Source organism: Planococcus halocryophilus (assembly GCF_022489025.1).
Lineage (GTDB): Bacteria > Bacillota > Bacilli > Bacillales_A > Planococcaceae > Planococcus > Planococcus halocryophilus_A.
Genome location: NZ_JAKVTG010000027.1, coordinates 1 through 15,715, shown reverse-complemented (window position 1 = coordinate 15,715; position 15,715 = coordinate 1). Strand labels below are relative to the sequence as shown.

General features: G+C 40.5%; 14 protein-coding genes, 1 tRNA gene, 1 other RNA gene and 1 other annotated feature. Of the genes, 13 read left to right on the top strand and 3 right to left on the bottom strand.

What is annotated here, in order from left to right; genetic code table 11:
• The first annotated feature begins 227 nt into the window (after positions 1 to 227).
• Positions 228 to 1,691 (top strand): IMP dehydrogenase, encoded by a 1,464-nt coding sequence (gene guaB, locus MLE13_RS17520; protein WP_240751067.1) that lies wholly within the window; start codon positions 228 to 230, stop codon positions 1,689 to 1,691.
• 109 nt (positions 1,692 to 1,800) lie between these two features.
• Complete coding sequence (locus MLE13_RS17515; RefSeq protein WP_240751066.1) at positions 1,801 to 3,159, top strand: D-alanyl-D-alanine carboxypeptidase family protein; 1,359 nt, start codon at positions 1,801 to 1,803, stop codon at positions 3,157 to 3,159.
• Between the two features lie 38 nt (positions 3,160 to 3,197).
• Here the strand turns inward: MLE13_RS17515 and MLE13_RS17510 are convergent, their stop codons facing one another.
• Positions 3,198 to 4,592: a PLP-dependent aminotransferase family protein gene (locus tag MLE13_RS17510; protein ID WP_240751065.1), complete on the bottom strand. Its 1,395-nt coding sequence runs from the start codon at positions 4,590 to 4,592 to the stop codon at positions 3,198 to 3,200.
• Between the two features lie 104 nt (positions 4,593 to 4,696).
• On the opposite strand from MLE13_RS17510, the gene pdxS reads away from it, so the two are divergent.
• The 4 genes from pdxS (at position 4,697) to MLE13_RS17490 (ending at position 8,712) form a co-directional block, all read left to right on the top strand.
• Positions 4,697 to 5,581 (top strand): pyridoxal 5'-phosphate synthase lyase subunit PdxS, encoded by an 885-nt coding sequence (gene pdxS / locus MLE13_RS17505; protein WP_008431888.1) that lies wholly within the window; start codon positions 4,697 to 4,699, stop codon positions 5,579 to 5,581.
• Between the two features lies 1 nt (position 5,582).
• On the top strand, positions 5,583 to 6,197 hold the full coding sequence (gene pdxT / locus MLE13_RS17500) for a pyridoxal 5'-phosphate synthase glutaminase subunit PdxT (RefSeq protein ID WP_240751064.1): 615 nt from the start codon (positions 5,583 to 5,585) through the stop codon (positions 6,195 to 6,197).
• Between the two features lie 11 nt (positions 6,198 to 6,208).
• Positions 6,209 to 6,415, top strand: a binding site (T-box leader).
• 62 nt (positions 6,416 to 6,477) lie between these two features.
• Entirely contained in the window at positions 6,478 to 7,752 is a 1,275-nt protein-coding gene (gene serS / locus MLE13_RS17495; protein ID WP_240751063.1) for a serine--tRNA ligase, read from the top strand.
• 99 nt (positions 7,753 to 7,851) lie between these two features.
• The gene (locus tag MLE13_RS17490; RefSeq protein WP_240751062.1) at positions 7,852 to 8,712 is read left to right on the top strand and encodes an alpha/beta fold hydrolase; all 861 of its coding nucleotides are present in this window, start codon (positions 7,852 to 7,854) and stop codon (positions 8,710 to 8,712) included.
• A gap of 13 nt (positions 8,713 to 8,725) precedes the next feature.
• Here MLE13_RS17490 and tadA read toward each other — a convergent pair whose 3' ends face one another.
• Positions 8,726 to 9,217, bottom strand: coding sequence for a tRNA adenosine(34) deaminase TadA (gene tadA / locus MLE13_RS17485; protein WP_240751061.1), 492 nt, complete (start codon positions 9,215 to 9,217; stop codon positions 8,726 to 8,728).
• Positions 9,218 to 9,338: 121 nt separating this feature from the next.
• Here tadA and MLE13_RS17480 point away from each other — a divergent pair, with 121 nt between their 5' ends.
• The 3 genes from MLE13_RS17480 (at position 9,339) to MLE13_RS17470 (ending at position 11,598) form a co-directional block, all read left to right on the top strand.
• Positions 9,339 to 10,199, top strand: a complete 861-nt coding sequence (locus tag MLE13_RS17480) for a YitT family protein (protein WP_240751060.1) — start codon at positions 9,339 to 9,341, stop codon at positions 10,197 to 10,199.
• A 95-nt stretch (positions 10,200 to 10,294) separates the two neighbouring features.
• On the top strand, positions 10,295 to 10,933 hold the full coding sequence (locus MLE13_RS17475) for a deoxynucleoside kinase (RefSeq protein WP_008497654.1): 639 nt from the start codon (positions 10,295 to 10,297) through the stop codon (positions 10,931 to 10,933).
• Positions 10,930 to 11,598, top strand: coding sequence for a deoxynucleoside kinase (locus MLE13_RS17470; RefSeq protein WP_240751059.1), 669 nt, complete (start codon positions 10,930 to 10,932; stop codon positions 11,596 to 11,598). Before MLE13_RS17475 ends, MLE13_RS17470 begins: the two co-directional genes overlap by 4 nt.
• Positions 11,599 to 11,831: 233 nt before the next feature.
• On the opposite strand, the gene MLE13_RS17465 is transcribed toward MLE13_RS17470, so the two are convergent.
• A tRNA-Ser gene (locus MLE13_RS17465) sits at positions 11,832 to 11,924 on the bottom strand.
• A gap of 282 nt (positions 11,925 to 12,206) precedes the next feature.
• Here MLE13_RS17465 and ffs point away from each other — a divergent pair.
• From ffs to recR, 4 genes are all read left to right on the top strand, one after another.
• Positions 12,207 to 12,472: signal recognition particle sRNA large type (gene ffs, locus MLE13_RS17460), an RNA gene on the top strand.
• Positions 12,473 to 12,637: 165 nt separating this feature from the next.
• Positions 12,638 to 14,371 carry a DNA polymerase III subunit gamma/tau gene (gene dnaX, locus MLE13_RS17455; RefSeq protein WP_240751058.1) on the top strand — a complete coding sequence of 578 codons (1,734 nt, stop codon included), beginning with the start codon at positions 12,638 to 12,640 and terminating at the stop codon, positions 14,369 to 14,371.
• 27 nt (positions 14,372 to 14,398) lie between these two features.
• Complete coding sequence (locus tag MLE13_RS17450; RefSeq protein WP_008429155.1) at positions 14,399 to 14,719, top strand: YbaB/EbfC family nucleoid-associated protein; 321 nt, start codon at positions 14,399 to 14,401, stop codon at positions 14,717 to 14,719.
• Positions 14,720 to 14,731: 12 nt separating this feature from the next.
• Positions 14,732 to 15,328, top strand: coding sequence for a recombination mediator RecR (gene recR, locus MLE13_RS17445; RefSeq protein WP_008497656.1), 597 nt, complete (start codon positions 14,732 to 14,734; stop codon positions 15,326 to 15,328).
• The last annotated feature ends 387 nt before the right edge of the window (positions 15,329 to 15,715 follow it).

The following is a 15,715-nucleotide window of genomic DNA, read 5'->3' as shown; positions in this document are numbered from 1 at the left end:
TTTTGTGTTTAAAGAAAAGTATTAAACCCGAGCTAAAGTATGTAAGTAAGTCCATATTAATATAATGAATTTTTCCATAAAACCTTCCAATAAAAAAATTTCAAACATTCATCTTCCTATGATTAATTATTCTAAATTTTTTTTCTTTTAGTAGTTTCTTGACACACCATATGGACGCTGATAACCTTAACAATAATATTTAAAGGAAGCAGGAGGCGCGTTTATTTATGTGGGAGTCAAAATTTGTAAAAGAAGGCTTAACGTTTGATGATGTATTACTTGTACCAGCTCATTCGGAGGTATTACCGAAAGACATTGATTTAGCAGTTGAATTAACACCAACTCTTAAGTTGAAAATTCCAGTAATCAGTGCGGGGATGGATACGGTAACGGAAGCTAAAATGGCTATTGCTATGGCTCGTCAAGGCGGGTTAGGGATTATTCATAAAAATATGAGTATTGAAGAACAAGCTGAACAGGTCGTGACTGTAAAACGCTCAGAGAACGGCGTAATTACAGATCCTTTCTTTTTGACTCCTGAACATCAAGTTTATGATGCTGAACATTTGATGGGGAAATATCGAATTTCTGGTGTTCCAATTGTAAACAATGAAGACGAGCTTAAACTTGTCGGAATTATTACGAACCGTGATTTGCGTTTTATTCAAGATTATTCGTTAAAAATCAATGATGTGATGACAAAAGAGAAGTTGGTTACAGCTCCTGTTGGAACAACATTGGAAGATGCTGAAAAAATTCTTCAGCAGTACAAAATCGAAAAGTTGCCGATTGTTAGTAACGAAGGTGTTTTAAAAGGATTAATCACGATAAAAGATATTGAAAAAGTGATTGAGTTCCCGAACGCTGCAAAAGATCGTCATGGTCGTTTGCTAGTAGGTGCTGCTGTAGGTGTTACTTCAGATACAATGAAACGTGTTGAGCATCTAGTTAAAGCTTCAGTAGATGTTATTGTACTAGATACAGCTCATGGTCATTCAGAAGGCGTTTTAGGAATGGTTAGACAAATTCGTGCGACGTATCCGGAATTATCAATCATCGCTGGAAACGTAGCTACTGCAGAAGGCACAAAGGCATTGATTGAGGCGGGTGCAGATGTAGTTAAAATAGGTATCGGACCTGGTTCTATCTGTACAACTCGTGTCGTAGCAGGCGTTGGTGTTCCTCAAATTACTGCAGTGTATGACTGTGCAACAGAAGCTCGTAAACATGGTAAAGCAGTTATTGCTGATGGTGGGATCAAGTACTCTGGTGATATCATTAAAGCACTAGCAGCTGGCGGACATGTAGTTATGTTGGGCAGCTTGCTAGCTGGTACGACGGAAAGCCCTGGAGATACAGAAATTTTCCAAGGTCGTCGTTTTAAAACGTATCGTGGAATGGGATCGATTGCTTCGATGGAAAAAGGTTCAAAAGATCGTTATTTCCAAGACGATGCAAAAAAATTAGTTCCTGAAGGTATTGAAGGCCGCATGCCATATAAAGGACCTCTATCTGATACGATTCACCAATTGTTAGGTGGTATTCGTGCAGGAATGGGTTATTGCGGAACAAAAGATTTACAGGTTTTACGTGAAGAAGCACAATTCATCCGTATGACTGGAGCCGGCTTACGTGAAAGTCATCCTCATGATGTACAAATCACAAAAGAATCTCCTAACTACTCAATTTAACGAACCAAACGCATTTGATTCATCATCTTAATTGATGGATCAGGTGCTTTTTTTATGTTTTTGTTTTTGAGTCTACTGAATGTGATAAAATAGCATGTGGAAACTTATAATGGAGGTATTTAAACACGTGAGAAATTTGATAAATAAAGGACTCTTAATAGCGTTACTAGCTGTATTCATGATAACTACAATTACTCCCCAATTCGTGCACGCTGAGGAGTCATTAACGATAATGGCAGAAGCTGCAATTTTAGTGGATGCTGAAAGTGGTAAAATTCTTTATGAAAAAAATGCTGAAAAGCCTCTAGGGGTTGCCAGTATGACGAAAATGATGACAGAGTATTTATTGTTCGAAGCGATTAAAGAAGGCAAGGTTACGTGGGATCAAGAATATCAAGTAACGGATTATACATATCGAATCTCTCAAGACATGCGCTTGAGCAATGTACCGTTTCGTGAAGATGGTTCTTATACGATTAAAGAAATGTATGAAGCAATGGCCATCTTCTCTGCTAATGCAGCAACAATCGGCATCGCTGAAACAATTGCCGGCACAGAAAGTGAATTTGTTCAGTTAATGAATGAAAAAGCAAAAGAAATGGGCTTAGAAGAAACGACTTTTGTTAATTCAACAGGTCTTAGTAATTCAAGCTTGATGGGTATGCATCCAGAAGGCACGAAAGAAACAGCTGAAAACATCATGCCAGCGCGCTCAGTTGCCAAATTGACGAAAATTCTATTAGATGATTATCCAGAAGTACTAGAAACAACAAAAATTCCGTTAAAAATGTTTCGTGAAGGAACGTCAGATGAAACTCGTATGGAAAACTGGAATTCGATGCTTCCGGGATTGATTTATGAGTATGAGGGCGTCGATGGATTGAAGACTGGTAGTACGGATTTTGCTGGGTATTCGTTTGCAGGGACAGCAAAACGTGATGATACACGTTTTATCGCAGTAGTAATGGGCGCAGTTGACAGTGAAGGTGCGGGGTCTTATAAAGCCCGATTTGATGCAACTCGTGTGTTATTCGATTATGGCTTCGATGAGTTTACGAAAGAAGAGCTTATTCCTGCAGGATATCAGTTTAAAGAACAAGATACGTTAGAAGTTGAAAAAGGTGTAGAGGAAAAAGTTGCTATCGCGGTGAAAGAACCGGTAACGATGATGATTCGGACAGCCGATAAAGAATTGTATCAACCGGAATTAGTATTAGATGATTCAGTCGTTGGAAATGGCAAGTTGGAAGCTGAAGTCGAAGAAGGTTTAGTGGTAGGAGCCATTCAGTTTACTAAAACTGAAGGACCAGAATATGGCTATTTAAGTGGTAATGAAAATAAAATCGAAGTTGCCACAACCGAGTCAGTAGAGCGTGCAGGTTGGGTATCTTTATCATTACGTAGTGCAGGAGGGTTTTTGTCTTCTCTATGGGATGATGCTGGCACTTTTGTAAAAGAGTTATTTTAATAGTTAAGCCGTTCATCTTTTCGGATGAACGGCTTTTTTTAATGAATTTCCCAACAAGACATCAATTCAGTAATACCAGTATGAATATCTTCTTCTGATAAGCCGCCAAATCCTAGGACGATTTTTGGAAAGCCACTGTCTTTTTTATGGACGTCGTAGGAATGTAAGCCAGTGACGCGAATCCCCACTTGTTTAGCGCGCTGTACCAACTCGTTTTCGCTCAATGTGGTTTGAATGGTCAAGACGATATGCATGCCTGCTTGTTCGCCGGAAACCGTCACTGCTGGAGCAAAAGGAGCGAGAGATAAACTAAGGCGTTTTATTTTCTTTTGATACAATTTACGCATTCGATTCAAGTGACGTGCGAAATGACCATCTTTCATAAACTTGGCGACCATGTGTTGATCATGTCTCGGAACGGAAGAAGAGTAATGACGAAAAGTTTGCTGGTACGCCGGCAACAATCGTTTAGGCAACACCATATAAGCAAGGCGCAAAGAAGGCATTAACGATTTGGAAAAGGTACTAATGTAGATAACGCGGTCACTTAAATCGATACTTTGAAGAGCAGGAATAGGTTGACTGGTATAACGGAATTCACTGTCATAATCATCTTCAATAATATATCGTTCCGGTTTCGCTGCAGCCCAGTTGAGTAGTTGAGCACGTTTTGTGGCACTCAATACAGATCCAGAAGGAAATTGGTGTGAAGGAGTTACATAGGCCACATCTACGACAGAGGCTTCTAGTTGGCCAATATTCAAGCCGTCTTGTTCTAAGTCAATGGGAATTGCGTGGCGATCGTGATGATTGAAAATGCTATGAGTCAGAGCATAGCCAGGATTTTCATAGCCATAAACAAGTTTTTTATCAAGTAGTCGAATCAATAAAGGCAATAATTGTTCTGTTCCGGAACCAATAACGATTTGATCTGCCTGACAAACAACTCCACGCGATTGATACAAATAACGGGCAATTTCTTGACGTAAGACATCATCTCCTTGAGGATGTCCAGATAATAATAATTCATGGTTGGAATCATCTAAAATATCACGTGTTAATTTCCGCCAAGTTAAAAAAGGAAAAGAATGCGTATCGATACTACCAGAGTTGAAATCTATTTTATAGGAGATGGGCTCTTCTATAACGGGTTCATCATGAGGAATATCCAAATAGGCGAGTTCTTCAACCGGTTGGGCATAAAATCCTTTGCGCGGACGTGACTCAATAAACCCTTCCGCTACAAGTTGGGCATAAGCAAGCTCTACAGTGGTTTGGCTAATTTGTAGGTAATCAGCTAATTTTCGTTTGCTCGGCAATTTTGTATCGACGAGTATTTTGCCTTCAATAATGGCTTTTTTTATTTCACGATAAAGCTGCTTGTATAAAGGGGTTTGTGATTGTTTTTGAAGTTGAAACATTAGCATGTCCATATGAATTCCTCCAACTGACCTTATTGAAATGATTATAACTGAGTCTTTTTATATGGTCAATCTCTATTATACTGAATTTATCAACAAATAGGAGGAATTCAGAAATGACTGAGCAAGGAACAGATCGTGTAAAAAGAGGTATGGCCGAAATGCAAAAAGGTGGCGTGATCATGGATGTGGTCAACGCAGAACAAGCACGTATCGCAGAAGCAGCAGGAGCTACGGCTGTTATGGCACTTGAGCGAGTACCGTCTGATATTCGTAGAGACGGCGGAGTAGCGCGTATGGCAGACCCCCGCATCACAGAAGAAGTGATGAAAGCAGTATCAATTCCAGTGATGGCAAAAGCACGTATTGGTCATATTGTAGAAGCTCGTATTTTAGAGGCGATGGGTGTCGATTATATCGATGAAAGCGAAGTGCTGACACCGGCCGATGAAGAATTTCATTTATTGAAAAACCAATATACCGTTCCTTTTGTTTGTGGGTGTCGGAATTTAGGTGAAGCTGCACGTCGAATTGGCGAAGGCGCTTCGATGCTACGGACAAAAGGCGAACCAGGTACAGGAAATATTGTAGAAGCGGTTCGTCATTTGCGACAAGTGAATGCAGAAATCCGAAAAGTAGTCGCGATGAGTGAAGATGAATTAATGACTGAAGCACGTAACTTGGGAGCTTCTTATGAGTTTTTAAAAGAAGTTAAAAGTTTAGGACGCTTGCCGGTAGTTAATTTTGCGGCTGGTGGGATTGCCACACCTGCAGATGCTGCGTTAATGATGGAATTAGGAGCAGACGGTGTATTTGTTGGGTCTGGTATTTTCAAATCAGATAACCCTGAACGATTTGCACGTGCGATTGTGGAAGCGACTACACATTACCAAGATTATAAATTGATCGCTGAACTGTCAAAAGATCTGGGCATTGCAATGAAAGGCATTGAAATTTCAACCATTGCTGCCGGCGAACGTATGCAAGAGCGAGGCTGGTAAGATGAAGCGAGTGGGAGTTCTTGCGTTGCAAGGAGCTGTTCGTGAGCATATCAAGTCGGTTCAAGCGTGCGGAGCGGAAGCTATTGCTGTTAAATGGCCGAAAGATCTTGAAAATTTGGATGGATTAATCTTACCTGGCGGGGAAAGCACAACGATGCGCCGTTTAATAGATCGTTATGGCTTGATGGAACCACTTCGGGAGTTTGCCCAAACAGGAAAACCGATGTTTGGTACATGTGCTGGGTTGATTTTGCTTGCTGAAACAGTCGTTGGTAGCGACGATGCGCATTTAGGTGTGATGGACGTTACAGTGGAACGAAATTCGTTTGGTCGACAAGTGGATAGTTTTGAAGCACCGCTTGAGATTAGAGGCATAGCAGGACCTTTTGAAGCCGTCTTTATCCGAGCGCCGCATATTGTCAGTGTCGGAGCAGGGACTGAAGTGTTATGCGTGCATAATGGCAAAATTGTTATGGCAAAAGATGGCCAATTTCTCGGTTGTTCGTTCCATCCCGAATTGACAGATGATCATCGCATTACAAACTATTTTTTAAGTATGATTCAAGACAAGTCAGACCTTCTCTTGCCAAACCCATCAACTTATAGTAAAGTATGATTAATTTAAAAGACGAAACGTTGATGGGAATTAGTAAAATGACTGTTTTTCCAAAGAGAGCCGGTGGTTGGTGCGAACCGGTGAAAAACACATTTGAATCCACCCCGGAGTTGCATGGCGAAAAAAGCCATTGCCGGTTTTAATGCCGTTATGTGATGAAGAGGATTGGCTTTTGCCGATCAATCAGGGTGGCAACGCGGGTAGCTCTCGTCCCTTTACCAAGGGATGGGGGCTATTTTTGTTGTTTTTTTTTGTTATTAAAACTTGAGGAGGAAACGGTATGTTAGATATTCGTTTTGTACGTGCCAATTTTGAAGAAGTAAAAACAAAGCTTGCGAAGCGTGGAGAAGATATTTCCGTGCTTGATGATTTTGAAGGGTTAGATGTAAAACGTCGCGAATTGATTGCGCAAACTGAAAAGTTAAAAGCAGAGCGTAACGAAGCGTCTCAAAATATTGCAGCGATGAAACGTGCAAAAGAAAATGCGGACGAAGCCATTACAAAAATGCGTGAAGTCGGCGATCAAATCAAAGTGATTGATGAAGAGTTAAAAGCTGTAGAAGAAAGCTTGAACTATATTATGATGCGTGTTCCAAACATTCCGCATGACAGCGTTCCGTTTGGCGATTCTGAAGATGATAATGAAGAAATCCGCACATGGGGCGACAAGCCTGTATTTGATTTTGACGTTAAGCCACATTGGGATTTGGGAACGGATTTAAACATCATTGACTTTGAACGCGCAGCGAAAGTAACAGGAAGCCGTTTTGTCTTTTACCGTGGACTTGGCGCTCGTTTAGAACGCGCATTGATCAATTTCATGATGGACCTTCATCAAGAAGAGCATGGTTATGAAGAAATGCTACCGCCTTATATGGTTAACCGCGAAAGCTTAACAGGCACTGGCCAATTGCCGAAGTTTGAAGAAGATGCGTTCTTGATCGAGAAAGAGGATTATTTCCTCATTCCGACTTCGGAAGTACCGGTAACAAACTTCTACCGTGATGAAATTTTAACGGCAGATATGTTGCCACAAGCCTTTGCGTCTTATAGCGCGAATTTCCGCTCTGAAGCGGGCTCTGCAGGACGTGACACACGAGGGTTAATCAGACAGCACCAATTCAATAAAGTTGAGCTAGTGCGCTTTGTAAAGCCAGAGGATTCTTATGGCGAACTAGAGAAATTGACTGGACATGCGGAAAAAGTACTTCAGCTTTTAGGGTTGCCGTACCGCGTATTGAAGATGTGTACCGCCGATCTAGGCTTTACAGCTGCGAAGAAATACGATATTGAAGTATGGATTCCGAGTCAAGAAACATACCGTGAAATTTCTTCTTGCAGTAATTTTGAAGATTTCCAGGCAAGACGTGCAAATATTAAATTCCGTCGTGAAGCAACAGGCAAGCCCGAATTTGTTCACACATTAAACGGCAGTGGATTAGCCATTGGTCGTACTGTAGCGGCTTTGCTTGAAAATTGTCAGCAACAAGACGGTTCAATCAATATTCCAGAAGTATTGCAGCCTTATATGGGTGGCAAAAAGACCATTGGATAATATTTCAAAAAAAGTTCAAAAGCAATTGCTTTTGAGCTTTTTTATTGGGCAAAGTGGGTAAAGAGGAGGTAAAGAGTGAGTTAGAAGGGAGTTATTATTGTGGGCAACTTGAGCTTTCGTTATATCGAGACGAACGGCATAAAGCTACATACTGCTATAGCCGGTCCAGAAGATGGTACTCTAGTTATTTTGCTGCATGGTTTTCCGGAATTTTGGTTTGGTTGGAAAAATCAAATTCAGCCCTTGGCAGAAAAAGGCTACCGTGTAGTGGCGCCTGATCAACGTGGCTATAATTTGAGCGATAAGCCTGAAGGAATCGATTATTACACAATTGATTATTTGCGGGATGATGTGATTGGCATTATTGAATTTTTCCAAAAAAAGAAAGCGATTATTATTGGTCATGACTGGGGTGGTGCAGTAGCTTGGCATTTGGCGGCTACGCGTCCCGAATATGTCGAAAAATTGATTGTGTTGAACATCCCGCATCCACGAGCAATGCCACGGGTATTTATGAAAAATCCGTTACAGTGGATGAAAAGCTCTTATATTGCGTTTTTCCAATTACCAAACCTGCCTGAAAAAGCTCTCGGTATGAGAGAATTTAAAGTCATGCAGCAAGGCATTGCAAAATCGAGCAATCCGGACGCTTTTACAACATCCGAAATTGCTCAGTACAAAACGGCGTGGTCACAGTCAGATGCACTGACGGCAATGCTTAATTGGTATCGCGCCATCAGGAGAGGAAGCTTTAAGCAACTGTCTGAAGCAAAAATCAACGTACCGGTCCGAATTATTTGGGGAATAGGTGATCAGTTTTTGTCGCCCATGTTAGCAAAAGAAAGCATGTCTTTTTGTGAAGAAGTCAATTTGGCGTTTGTTGGTGAAGCAACGCACTGGATTCAGCATGAACAGCCAGAAATCGTCAATCACTTGATCGATCAGTTTATTAACGAATAAAAACGGAAAACCCTTATAATTGGGTTTTCCGTTTTTGTTTTTTTGCTTCTCGAAGATTTCGAAAAAACTGTGTTAATAACTGACCACATTCATCAGCAAGCACATTCTCTGTTACTTGGCATTGATGATTAAAGCGGTCGTCATTTAACAATTGGTATAGCGAATCGACACTACCAGCTTTTGCATCACGTGCTCCGTAAACAATATGGGGAATGCGTGATTGTAAAATGGCACCTGCACACATCGGACAAGGCTCTAACGTAACGTAAAGCTTTGTATCTTCTAGTCGCCAATTGCCAAGATGCAGACAAGCTTCTTGAATGGCTAGTAGTTCAGCGTGTGTGACAGCATTGTTTGTTGTTTCACGCAAATTATGCGCACGTGCAATAACTTCGTCTTTGTAGACGATAATGGCGCCAATCGGAACTTCTCCTTTGGCAGCTGCTTTAGTGGCTTCTTCAATTGCTAAATTCATATAAAAATGATCTTTTTCCATTCCGTTCATGATGCATCGCTCCTTAAATCTAGTGTAGCATTTTCTATTCATAAAAAGAGTCGTGCAGACAAAAAACACAGAACAGCGTAAAATGGAGGAACGAAACTAAACAGTGGGGTGTGATTGAAGAATGAAACAACATAAAAAAGAAAGAAAGCTTCATTTTACTCTACGATTCATCTTTATCTTCATTGGTGCGACAATGGCAGCGGCAGCAATTGAATTGTTTTTAGTTCCAAACTCAATTATTGATGGTGGCATTATTGGGATTTCCTTAATATTGAACTATTTAACCGTTATTCCTTTTGGCGTGTTAATTGTAGCAATCAATTTACCTTTCCTTTATTTTGGCTATAAGCATATCGGTCGGAACTTTTTCATCTCTTCTATTTTTGCGATTGTGTCGTTAGCGTTAATTGAAATTCCGATGCATAAAATCGAACCTTTTGTGGAAGATCCACTTCTTGCCACAATATTTGGGGGATTACTTCTTGGTATGGGCGTTGGACTGGTTATTCGTAACGGAGGGGCACTTGATGGGACCGAGATTCTCGGAATTCTATTGACCAAAAAATTACCGTTCTCAATTGGTGAGTTTGTCATGTTCTTTAACGTATTTATCTTCGGATGGGCTGCGTTTGTTCTCGGGCTGGAGCAGGCGATGTATTCAGTTTTGACTTATTATATCGCTTCTAAAACCATTGATGTGGTGATACAAGGTCTTGAGGATACAAAAGCAGTGCTGATCATATCAGAAGAATATGAAGAAGTCGGCTCTGCTATTAACGATCGACTTGGCCGAAGTTTTACTAAGTTACATGGTCAAGGGGGCTATTTGAATACGCCAAAAGATGTTATTTATGTGGTAGTTACTCGTCTAGAACTAACAAAGCTCAAACAAATTGTTGCAGATGTTGATTCGAAAGCATTTTTAACAATTATGGACACCCAAGAAGTGCATGGTGCGACCTTTAAAAAACCGATTCATTAATAAATCCCTCGATTTTATACTCTACTTTTAACGGAATTGGTGTGGTAAAATAAATGGCATTGCAATTTACTTGAATCGAAAAAGGAGGACTTCGCATGCCGGTTCCATTTATCACGGTAGAAGGCCCGATTGGTGTAGGTAAGACTTCGCTAACAAAAGCGCTCGCCGATCAAAATCAATTTCAGTTATTAAAAGAAATTGTTGACGAAAACCCGTTTTTAAATAAATTCTACGAAGATATAGAAGAGTGGAGCTTCCAGACAGAGATGTTTTTTTTATGTAATCGTTATAAACAGCTGGCAGATATCCAGAAAAAGTTCATTTCCAATCACGAACCGGTTGTGGCAGATTATCATATCTTTAAAAACCTTATTTTTGCGAAACGTACATTGCCAACAGCTGAATACGCCAAGTACGAAGCCATCTATAAAATTTTAACAGTAGATATGCCGAAACCAAATATGGTGATCTACTTGCATGCAAGTCTAGATACTTTGATGAAACGCATTAAATTACGGGGACGCGAGTTTGAACAAATGATTACACCTGAATACATGGAGCAGTTAGCTGCTGATTACCATGAGTTTATCGAACGCTTTGAACGAGAGCATCCGGAAATTCCCGTTTTACGTTTTAATGGGGATGAAATCGATTTTGTTCAAAACAATGACGACTTGCAACTGATCCTGGACAAAGTGGACGGAACTTTACAGAAGAGGAGTTTGACTTTATGAATTTACGTGAAAAATACGGCATTCCACACAATGCGGTAATTACAATAGCTGGTACAGTAGGTGTTGGAAAATCCACCATGACGAAAGCGTTAGCAGATGCATTGCAGTTCCGCACATCATTTGAAAATGTCGATACTAATCCATATTTAGATTTGTTTTACGATGACTTTGAAAAATGGAGCTTCCATTTGCAAATTTATTTCCTTGCGGAACGCTTTAAAGAACAAAAACGGATGTTTGAATATGGCGGCGGGTTTATCCAAGACCGTTCAATCTATGAAGATACCGGGATTTTCGCAAAAATGCATTGGGATAAAGGAACAATGAACAACGTGGATTACGAAACGTACACGAATTTGTTTGAAGCAATGGTGATGACTCCGTATTTCCCGCATCCGGATTTATTGATTTACTTAGAAGGATCGATTGAAGATATCCTTTCACGTATACAAGAACGCGGACGTGCGATGGAGCAACAGACACCAGTTGATTATTGGTTAGAAATGCATCAGCGTTATGAAAGTTGGATCAACTCTTTTAATGGCTGTCCGGTATTGCGTTTAAACATCAATGATTATGATTTAATGAAGAACCCGGAGTGTTCGGAACAAATTGTTGAACGGATTGGCGACTTTATGCAACAAACATCTATTCTTCGTAAATAAACAAACTTTTTGAATGGGTCAGACTGTAGACAACTCGAATAAATCGAGTTTGTCTACAGTCTTTTTTGTTGGAGATTAATCGCTCCAATAGCTTTGTGTATGCTTTGGTTTTTGGAGTTTTGCTCAAGGGGGATAACTATTTCCCGGGAAATATAAAAAAGAACATAAAAAAACCGGAAGGCATGAGCCTTCCGGTTTGCTATATCAAAGTTATAAAACAGTTAAATTAAAAATGGAGGAGGAAGAGGGATTCGAACCCCCGCGGGATTTGACTCCCCTGTCGGTTTTCAAGACCGATCCCTTCAGCCAAACTTGGGTATTCCTCCGTGTAAGACAAGAATTAATTTATCATGGATGAATAATAACTGTCAACAGTTTTTCAAGTTTTTTTAAATTTATTTCAAAAAACCTTATCTGACGTAGAAAATAATAAGTAAGAAAGCGAATCCTAACTTTTTTAAATTGGTCGAACTAAGCTTTATACTCAACATTGAAAATCGGAATTCGAATAACGTGTTGATTTGAACTGTAGTTGATAAAAAAGAAATTCTCGTTAAATGAAGGTTACGGATTGATTTTTCTTAGAATAATTCGTATACTAGTAAATGCCGTGCTAGGTGGGAAGATAGCGGTGTCCTGTAACCTGCAATCCGCTTTAGCGGGACTGAATTCCTTTCTGAGGCTGTTTGTATGTAAGGTCTGCCTCTTGCACGTAGTGTTGACATCTGGGTCCTGCGCAATGGAATCCCATGAACCATGTCAGGTCCGGAAGGAAGCAGCATTAAGTGGAACATTCCATGTGCCGCGGGATCGCCTAGATCGAGCCAGCGACAAGGGTAACGCTTATGTACAGCAGTCGAAGAAAGGTGCACGGCAAAAATTCGTAATTTCAAACCTGTCCGCTCTCGTAGCGGACAGGTTTTTTTATTTTCTGAGTCGTAGAATCGTCAAGCGAATCGTAGGGAATCGTTCAGAAAAACCTGTGTTTTATGGTATAATGACAGTACGAAAAACAGATTCTTCAAAAGGAGAGAACAAGTTGGCGTATCAAGCTTTTTACCGTGTTTACAGACCACAGTCCTTTTCTGAAATGACTGGTCAAACGCATGTCAAACAAACCCTTCAAAATGCTCTCCTTTACAATAAGACGACACATGCTTATTTGTTCTCGGGACCAAGAGGGACAGGGAAAACCAGTGCCGCTAAAATATTCGCGAAAGCGTTAAACTGTGAGCAAGCTCCAACGGCAGAACCTTGCAATGAATGTACTTCTTGCAAAAGCATTAACGAAGGATCCAATACCGACGTGATTGAATTCGATGCGGCTTCCAATTCTCGTGTAGAAGAGATGAGAGAAATCATTGAAAAAGTTCGGTTTTCACCGGCCAATTCACGTTTTAAAATTTATATTATCGATGAAGTGCATATGTTATCAAATAGTGCTTTTAACGCATTGCTGAAAACATTAGAAGAACCACCAGAGCACGTAGTCTTTATCTTAGCGACAACCGAACCACATAAACTGCCATTGACGATTATTTCTCGTTGTCAGCGCTTTGATTTCAAGTCCCATACGCAAGTGGATATTGTTTTCCGTATGGTAGAAGTGTTAACAGATGCGGAGATTCCTTATAACGAACAAGTGCTTAAAATTATTGCGCAAGCTGCAGCAGGCGGAATGCGTGATGCGTTGAGTTTATTGGACCAAGTGGTCTCGTTCAGCGGAGATGAAATGACGGTTGAAGATGCATTGCTCGTGACGGGTTCTGTGAGTCAAGATGTGTTTTACGGTATTGCAGAAGCGTTACTTGCTAAAGATATCGGACAAGCATTGACGTTATTGGAACAATTGGTGCGAGACGGCAAAGACCCTGTGCGATTGGTTGAAGATTTTATTACTTTCTTCCGTGATTTATTGTTGATTCAAACAGCGCCTGATCTCCACGATATGTTAGAGTTGGCAGCACACGAACCACGATTTGAAGAATTAGCCAATCGATTCGAGCCGTCAACGCTTTATAACTGGATTGATATTTTATCTAAAACGCAGCAAGAAATGCGTTTTTCAAACCATACCAAAATCTACATGGAAACAGCTTTGCTGAAAATGGCACAAGCAGACGTTCCGACACAAAGCGCGGCTTCTGCTGTATCACCTGAATTAGAAGCAAAGGTCATCCAGTTAGAAAATTTGGTGCGTGAATTACAGCAACAAGTGAAAAATGGTGCAGGAAGCAGTGCACAAGCTGCGCCGACTGAACAGAAAAAACGTCAACGCGTGCAAAGTGGCTTTAAAATACCAACCGGTCGCATTCAAGATGTCTTGAAGAATGCGACAAAAGCAGATATTCAAGCAATTAAAACCAATTGGGCTACTGTGATGAATCAATTGCAACGGTCGCATTCGGCTTTGTTGAACGATGCGGAGCCAGTAGCGGCATCCGCGGATGCATTTGTGTTAAAATTCAAGTATGATATTCATTGCCAGATGGCTTCTGAAAACCAAACCTTTGCAGCGACATTCAGCCAATTGCTGGAGCAGTATGCAGGCAAAGCGTATACACCGGTTTTCGTACCAGACGCCAGTTGGCTGAAAATCCGCGAAGAATTTATTAAACATAGCGGGTTAAAGTCAGGCACTGAAGAAAAACAGTCAGAGTCTGAAGAAGAAAATCCGTTTTCGGGTGACGGGGCAGTAGCGGAAGAAGATCCGTTTATCTCAGAAGCCGAGCGTCTTTTTGGAAAAGACTTTGTCGAAGTTCATGACGATTAAAATGAAAATTCTAAGGAGGAACTAATTATGCGCGGTGGAGGAAATATGCAAGGCATGATGAAACAAATGCAAAAAATGCAAAAAGAGATGGCAGTGGCTCAAGAAGAACTTGGGACATTGAAGTTTGAAGGATCAGCAGGCGGCGGTATGGTCAAAGTTACTGTATCCGGTCATAAAGAAGTATTGGATATCGTTCTTGATCCAACAGTAGTAGACCCAGAAGATGTTGAAATGTTACAGGACCTTTTAGTTGTTGCGACAAACGAAGCGTTTAAAAAAGCGGATGAACATGCGAATTCCACAATGGGGAAATTCACGAAGGGCTTAAATCTCCCGGGCATGTTCTAGGAGGTAAACTAGATGCATTATCCAGAACCCATTTCGAAATTAATGGAGAGTTTTATGAAATTGCCAGGGATCGGGCCGAAAACAGCGGCTCGTCTGGCATTTTTTGTTCTTGGCATGAAAGAAGATACAGTGCTTGATTTTGCGAAAGCGTTGGTCGATGCAAAACGGAATTTAAGCTTTTGCTCGGTTTGTGGCCATATTACCGATGTAGATCCTTGTCATATTTGTCAAGATCAACAACGCGACCGTACGACGATTTGCGTAGTGCAAGATCCGAAAGACGTCATTGCGATGGAAAAAATGCGTGATTACAAAGGTTTGTATCATGTTTTGCAAGGCGCGATTTCTCCAATGGATGGAATTGGTCCTGAAGACATCAATGTGCCATCTTTACTGAAACGTCTTCAAGATGAAGAGGTAGAAGAGTTGATCTTAGCTACCAACCCGACGATTGAAGGAGAAGCGACAGCGATGTACATTTCTCGTCTCGTAAGACCGTCCGGAATCAAAACAACTCGAATTGCACACGGACTTCCAGTAGGTGGAGATTTAGAGTACGCCGATGAAGTAACGTTGTCAAAAGCATTAGAAGGTCGGCGAGAACTTTAATAGAGGATTAAAAGTTGGAAGTAAAGGTTTTGAACTTCTATAAAATTGGGAAAAATTCTGACTTATTATGTTTTGGATATAATTGTTAAAGGGATAGATTATCCGTTATATAGAAAGAGAGGAAAAGAAGTTGGATTAAAACGGCTTTTTCTAAGCGCTTAAAACAACTTCTTTTTTAACTCTTATATAGAAGGAAAAAAGAATCCATTAATTAATGTTTTATAAATATAATTTTATTTACCAAAAGTGTTGACAGTCTGAAGTATATGCTTTAGTATCATAGGAGTCGTAAAGAACGACACAACAACTTGAAACAAACTGAACCTTGAAAACTGAACAGCAAAACGTCAACAAACAGCAACGGTCGCGCAAAACGGCCCGCGCAAG

Bases quoted from the DNA above. Each gene is read 5' to 3' on its own strand.
- guaB (WP_240751067.1), top strand. From the start codon at position 228: ATGTGGGAGTCAAAATTTGTAAAAGAAGGCTTAACGTTTGATGATGTA.
- MLE13_RS17515 (WP_240751066.1), top strand. From the start codon at position 1,801: ATGGAGGTATTTAAACACGTGAGAAATTTGATAAATAAAGGACTCTTA.
- MLE13_RS17510 (WP_240751065.1), bottom strand. From the start codon at position 4,592: ATGGACATGCTAATGTTTCAACTTCAAAAACAATCACAAACCCCTTTA.
- pdxS (WP_008431888.1), top strand. From the start codon at position 4,697: ATGACTGAGCAAGGAACAGATCGTGTAAAAAGAGGTATGGCCGAAATG.
- pdxT (WP_240751064.1), top strand. From the start codon at position 5,583: ATGAAGCGAGTGGGAGTTCTTGCGTTGCAAGGAGCTGTTCGTGAGCAT.
- serS (WP_240751063.1), top strand. From the start codon at position 6,478: ATGTTAGATATTCGTTTTGTACGTGCCAATTTTGAAGAAGTAAAAACA.
- tadA (WP_240751061.1), bottom strand. From the start codon at position 9,217: ATGAACGGAATGGAAAAAGATCATTTTTATATGAATTTAGCAATTGAA.
- MLE13_RS17480 (WP_240751060.1), top strand. From the start codon at position 9,339: ATGAAACAACATAAAAAAGAAAGAAAGCTTCATTTTACTCTACGATTC.
- MLE13_RS17475 (WP_008497654.1), top strand. From the start codon at position 10,295: ATGCCGGTTCCATTTATCACGGTAGAAGGCCCGATTGGTGTAGGTAAG.
- MLE13_RS17470 (WP_240751059.1), top strand. From the start codon at position 10,930: ATGAATTTACGTGAAAAATACGGCATTCCACACAATGCGGTAATTACA.
- MLE13_RS17450 (WP_008429155.1), top strand. From the start codon at position 14,399: ATGCGCGGTGGAGGAAATATGCAAGGCATGATGAAACAAATGCAAAAA.
- recR (WP_008497656.1), top strand. From the start codon at position 14,732: ATGCATTATCCAGAACCCATTTCGAAATTAATGGAGAGTTTTATGAAA.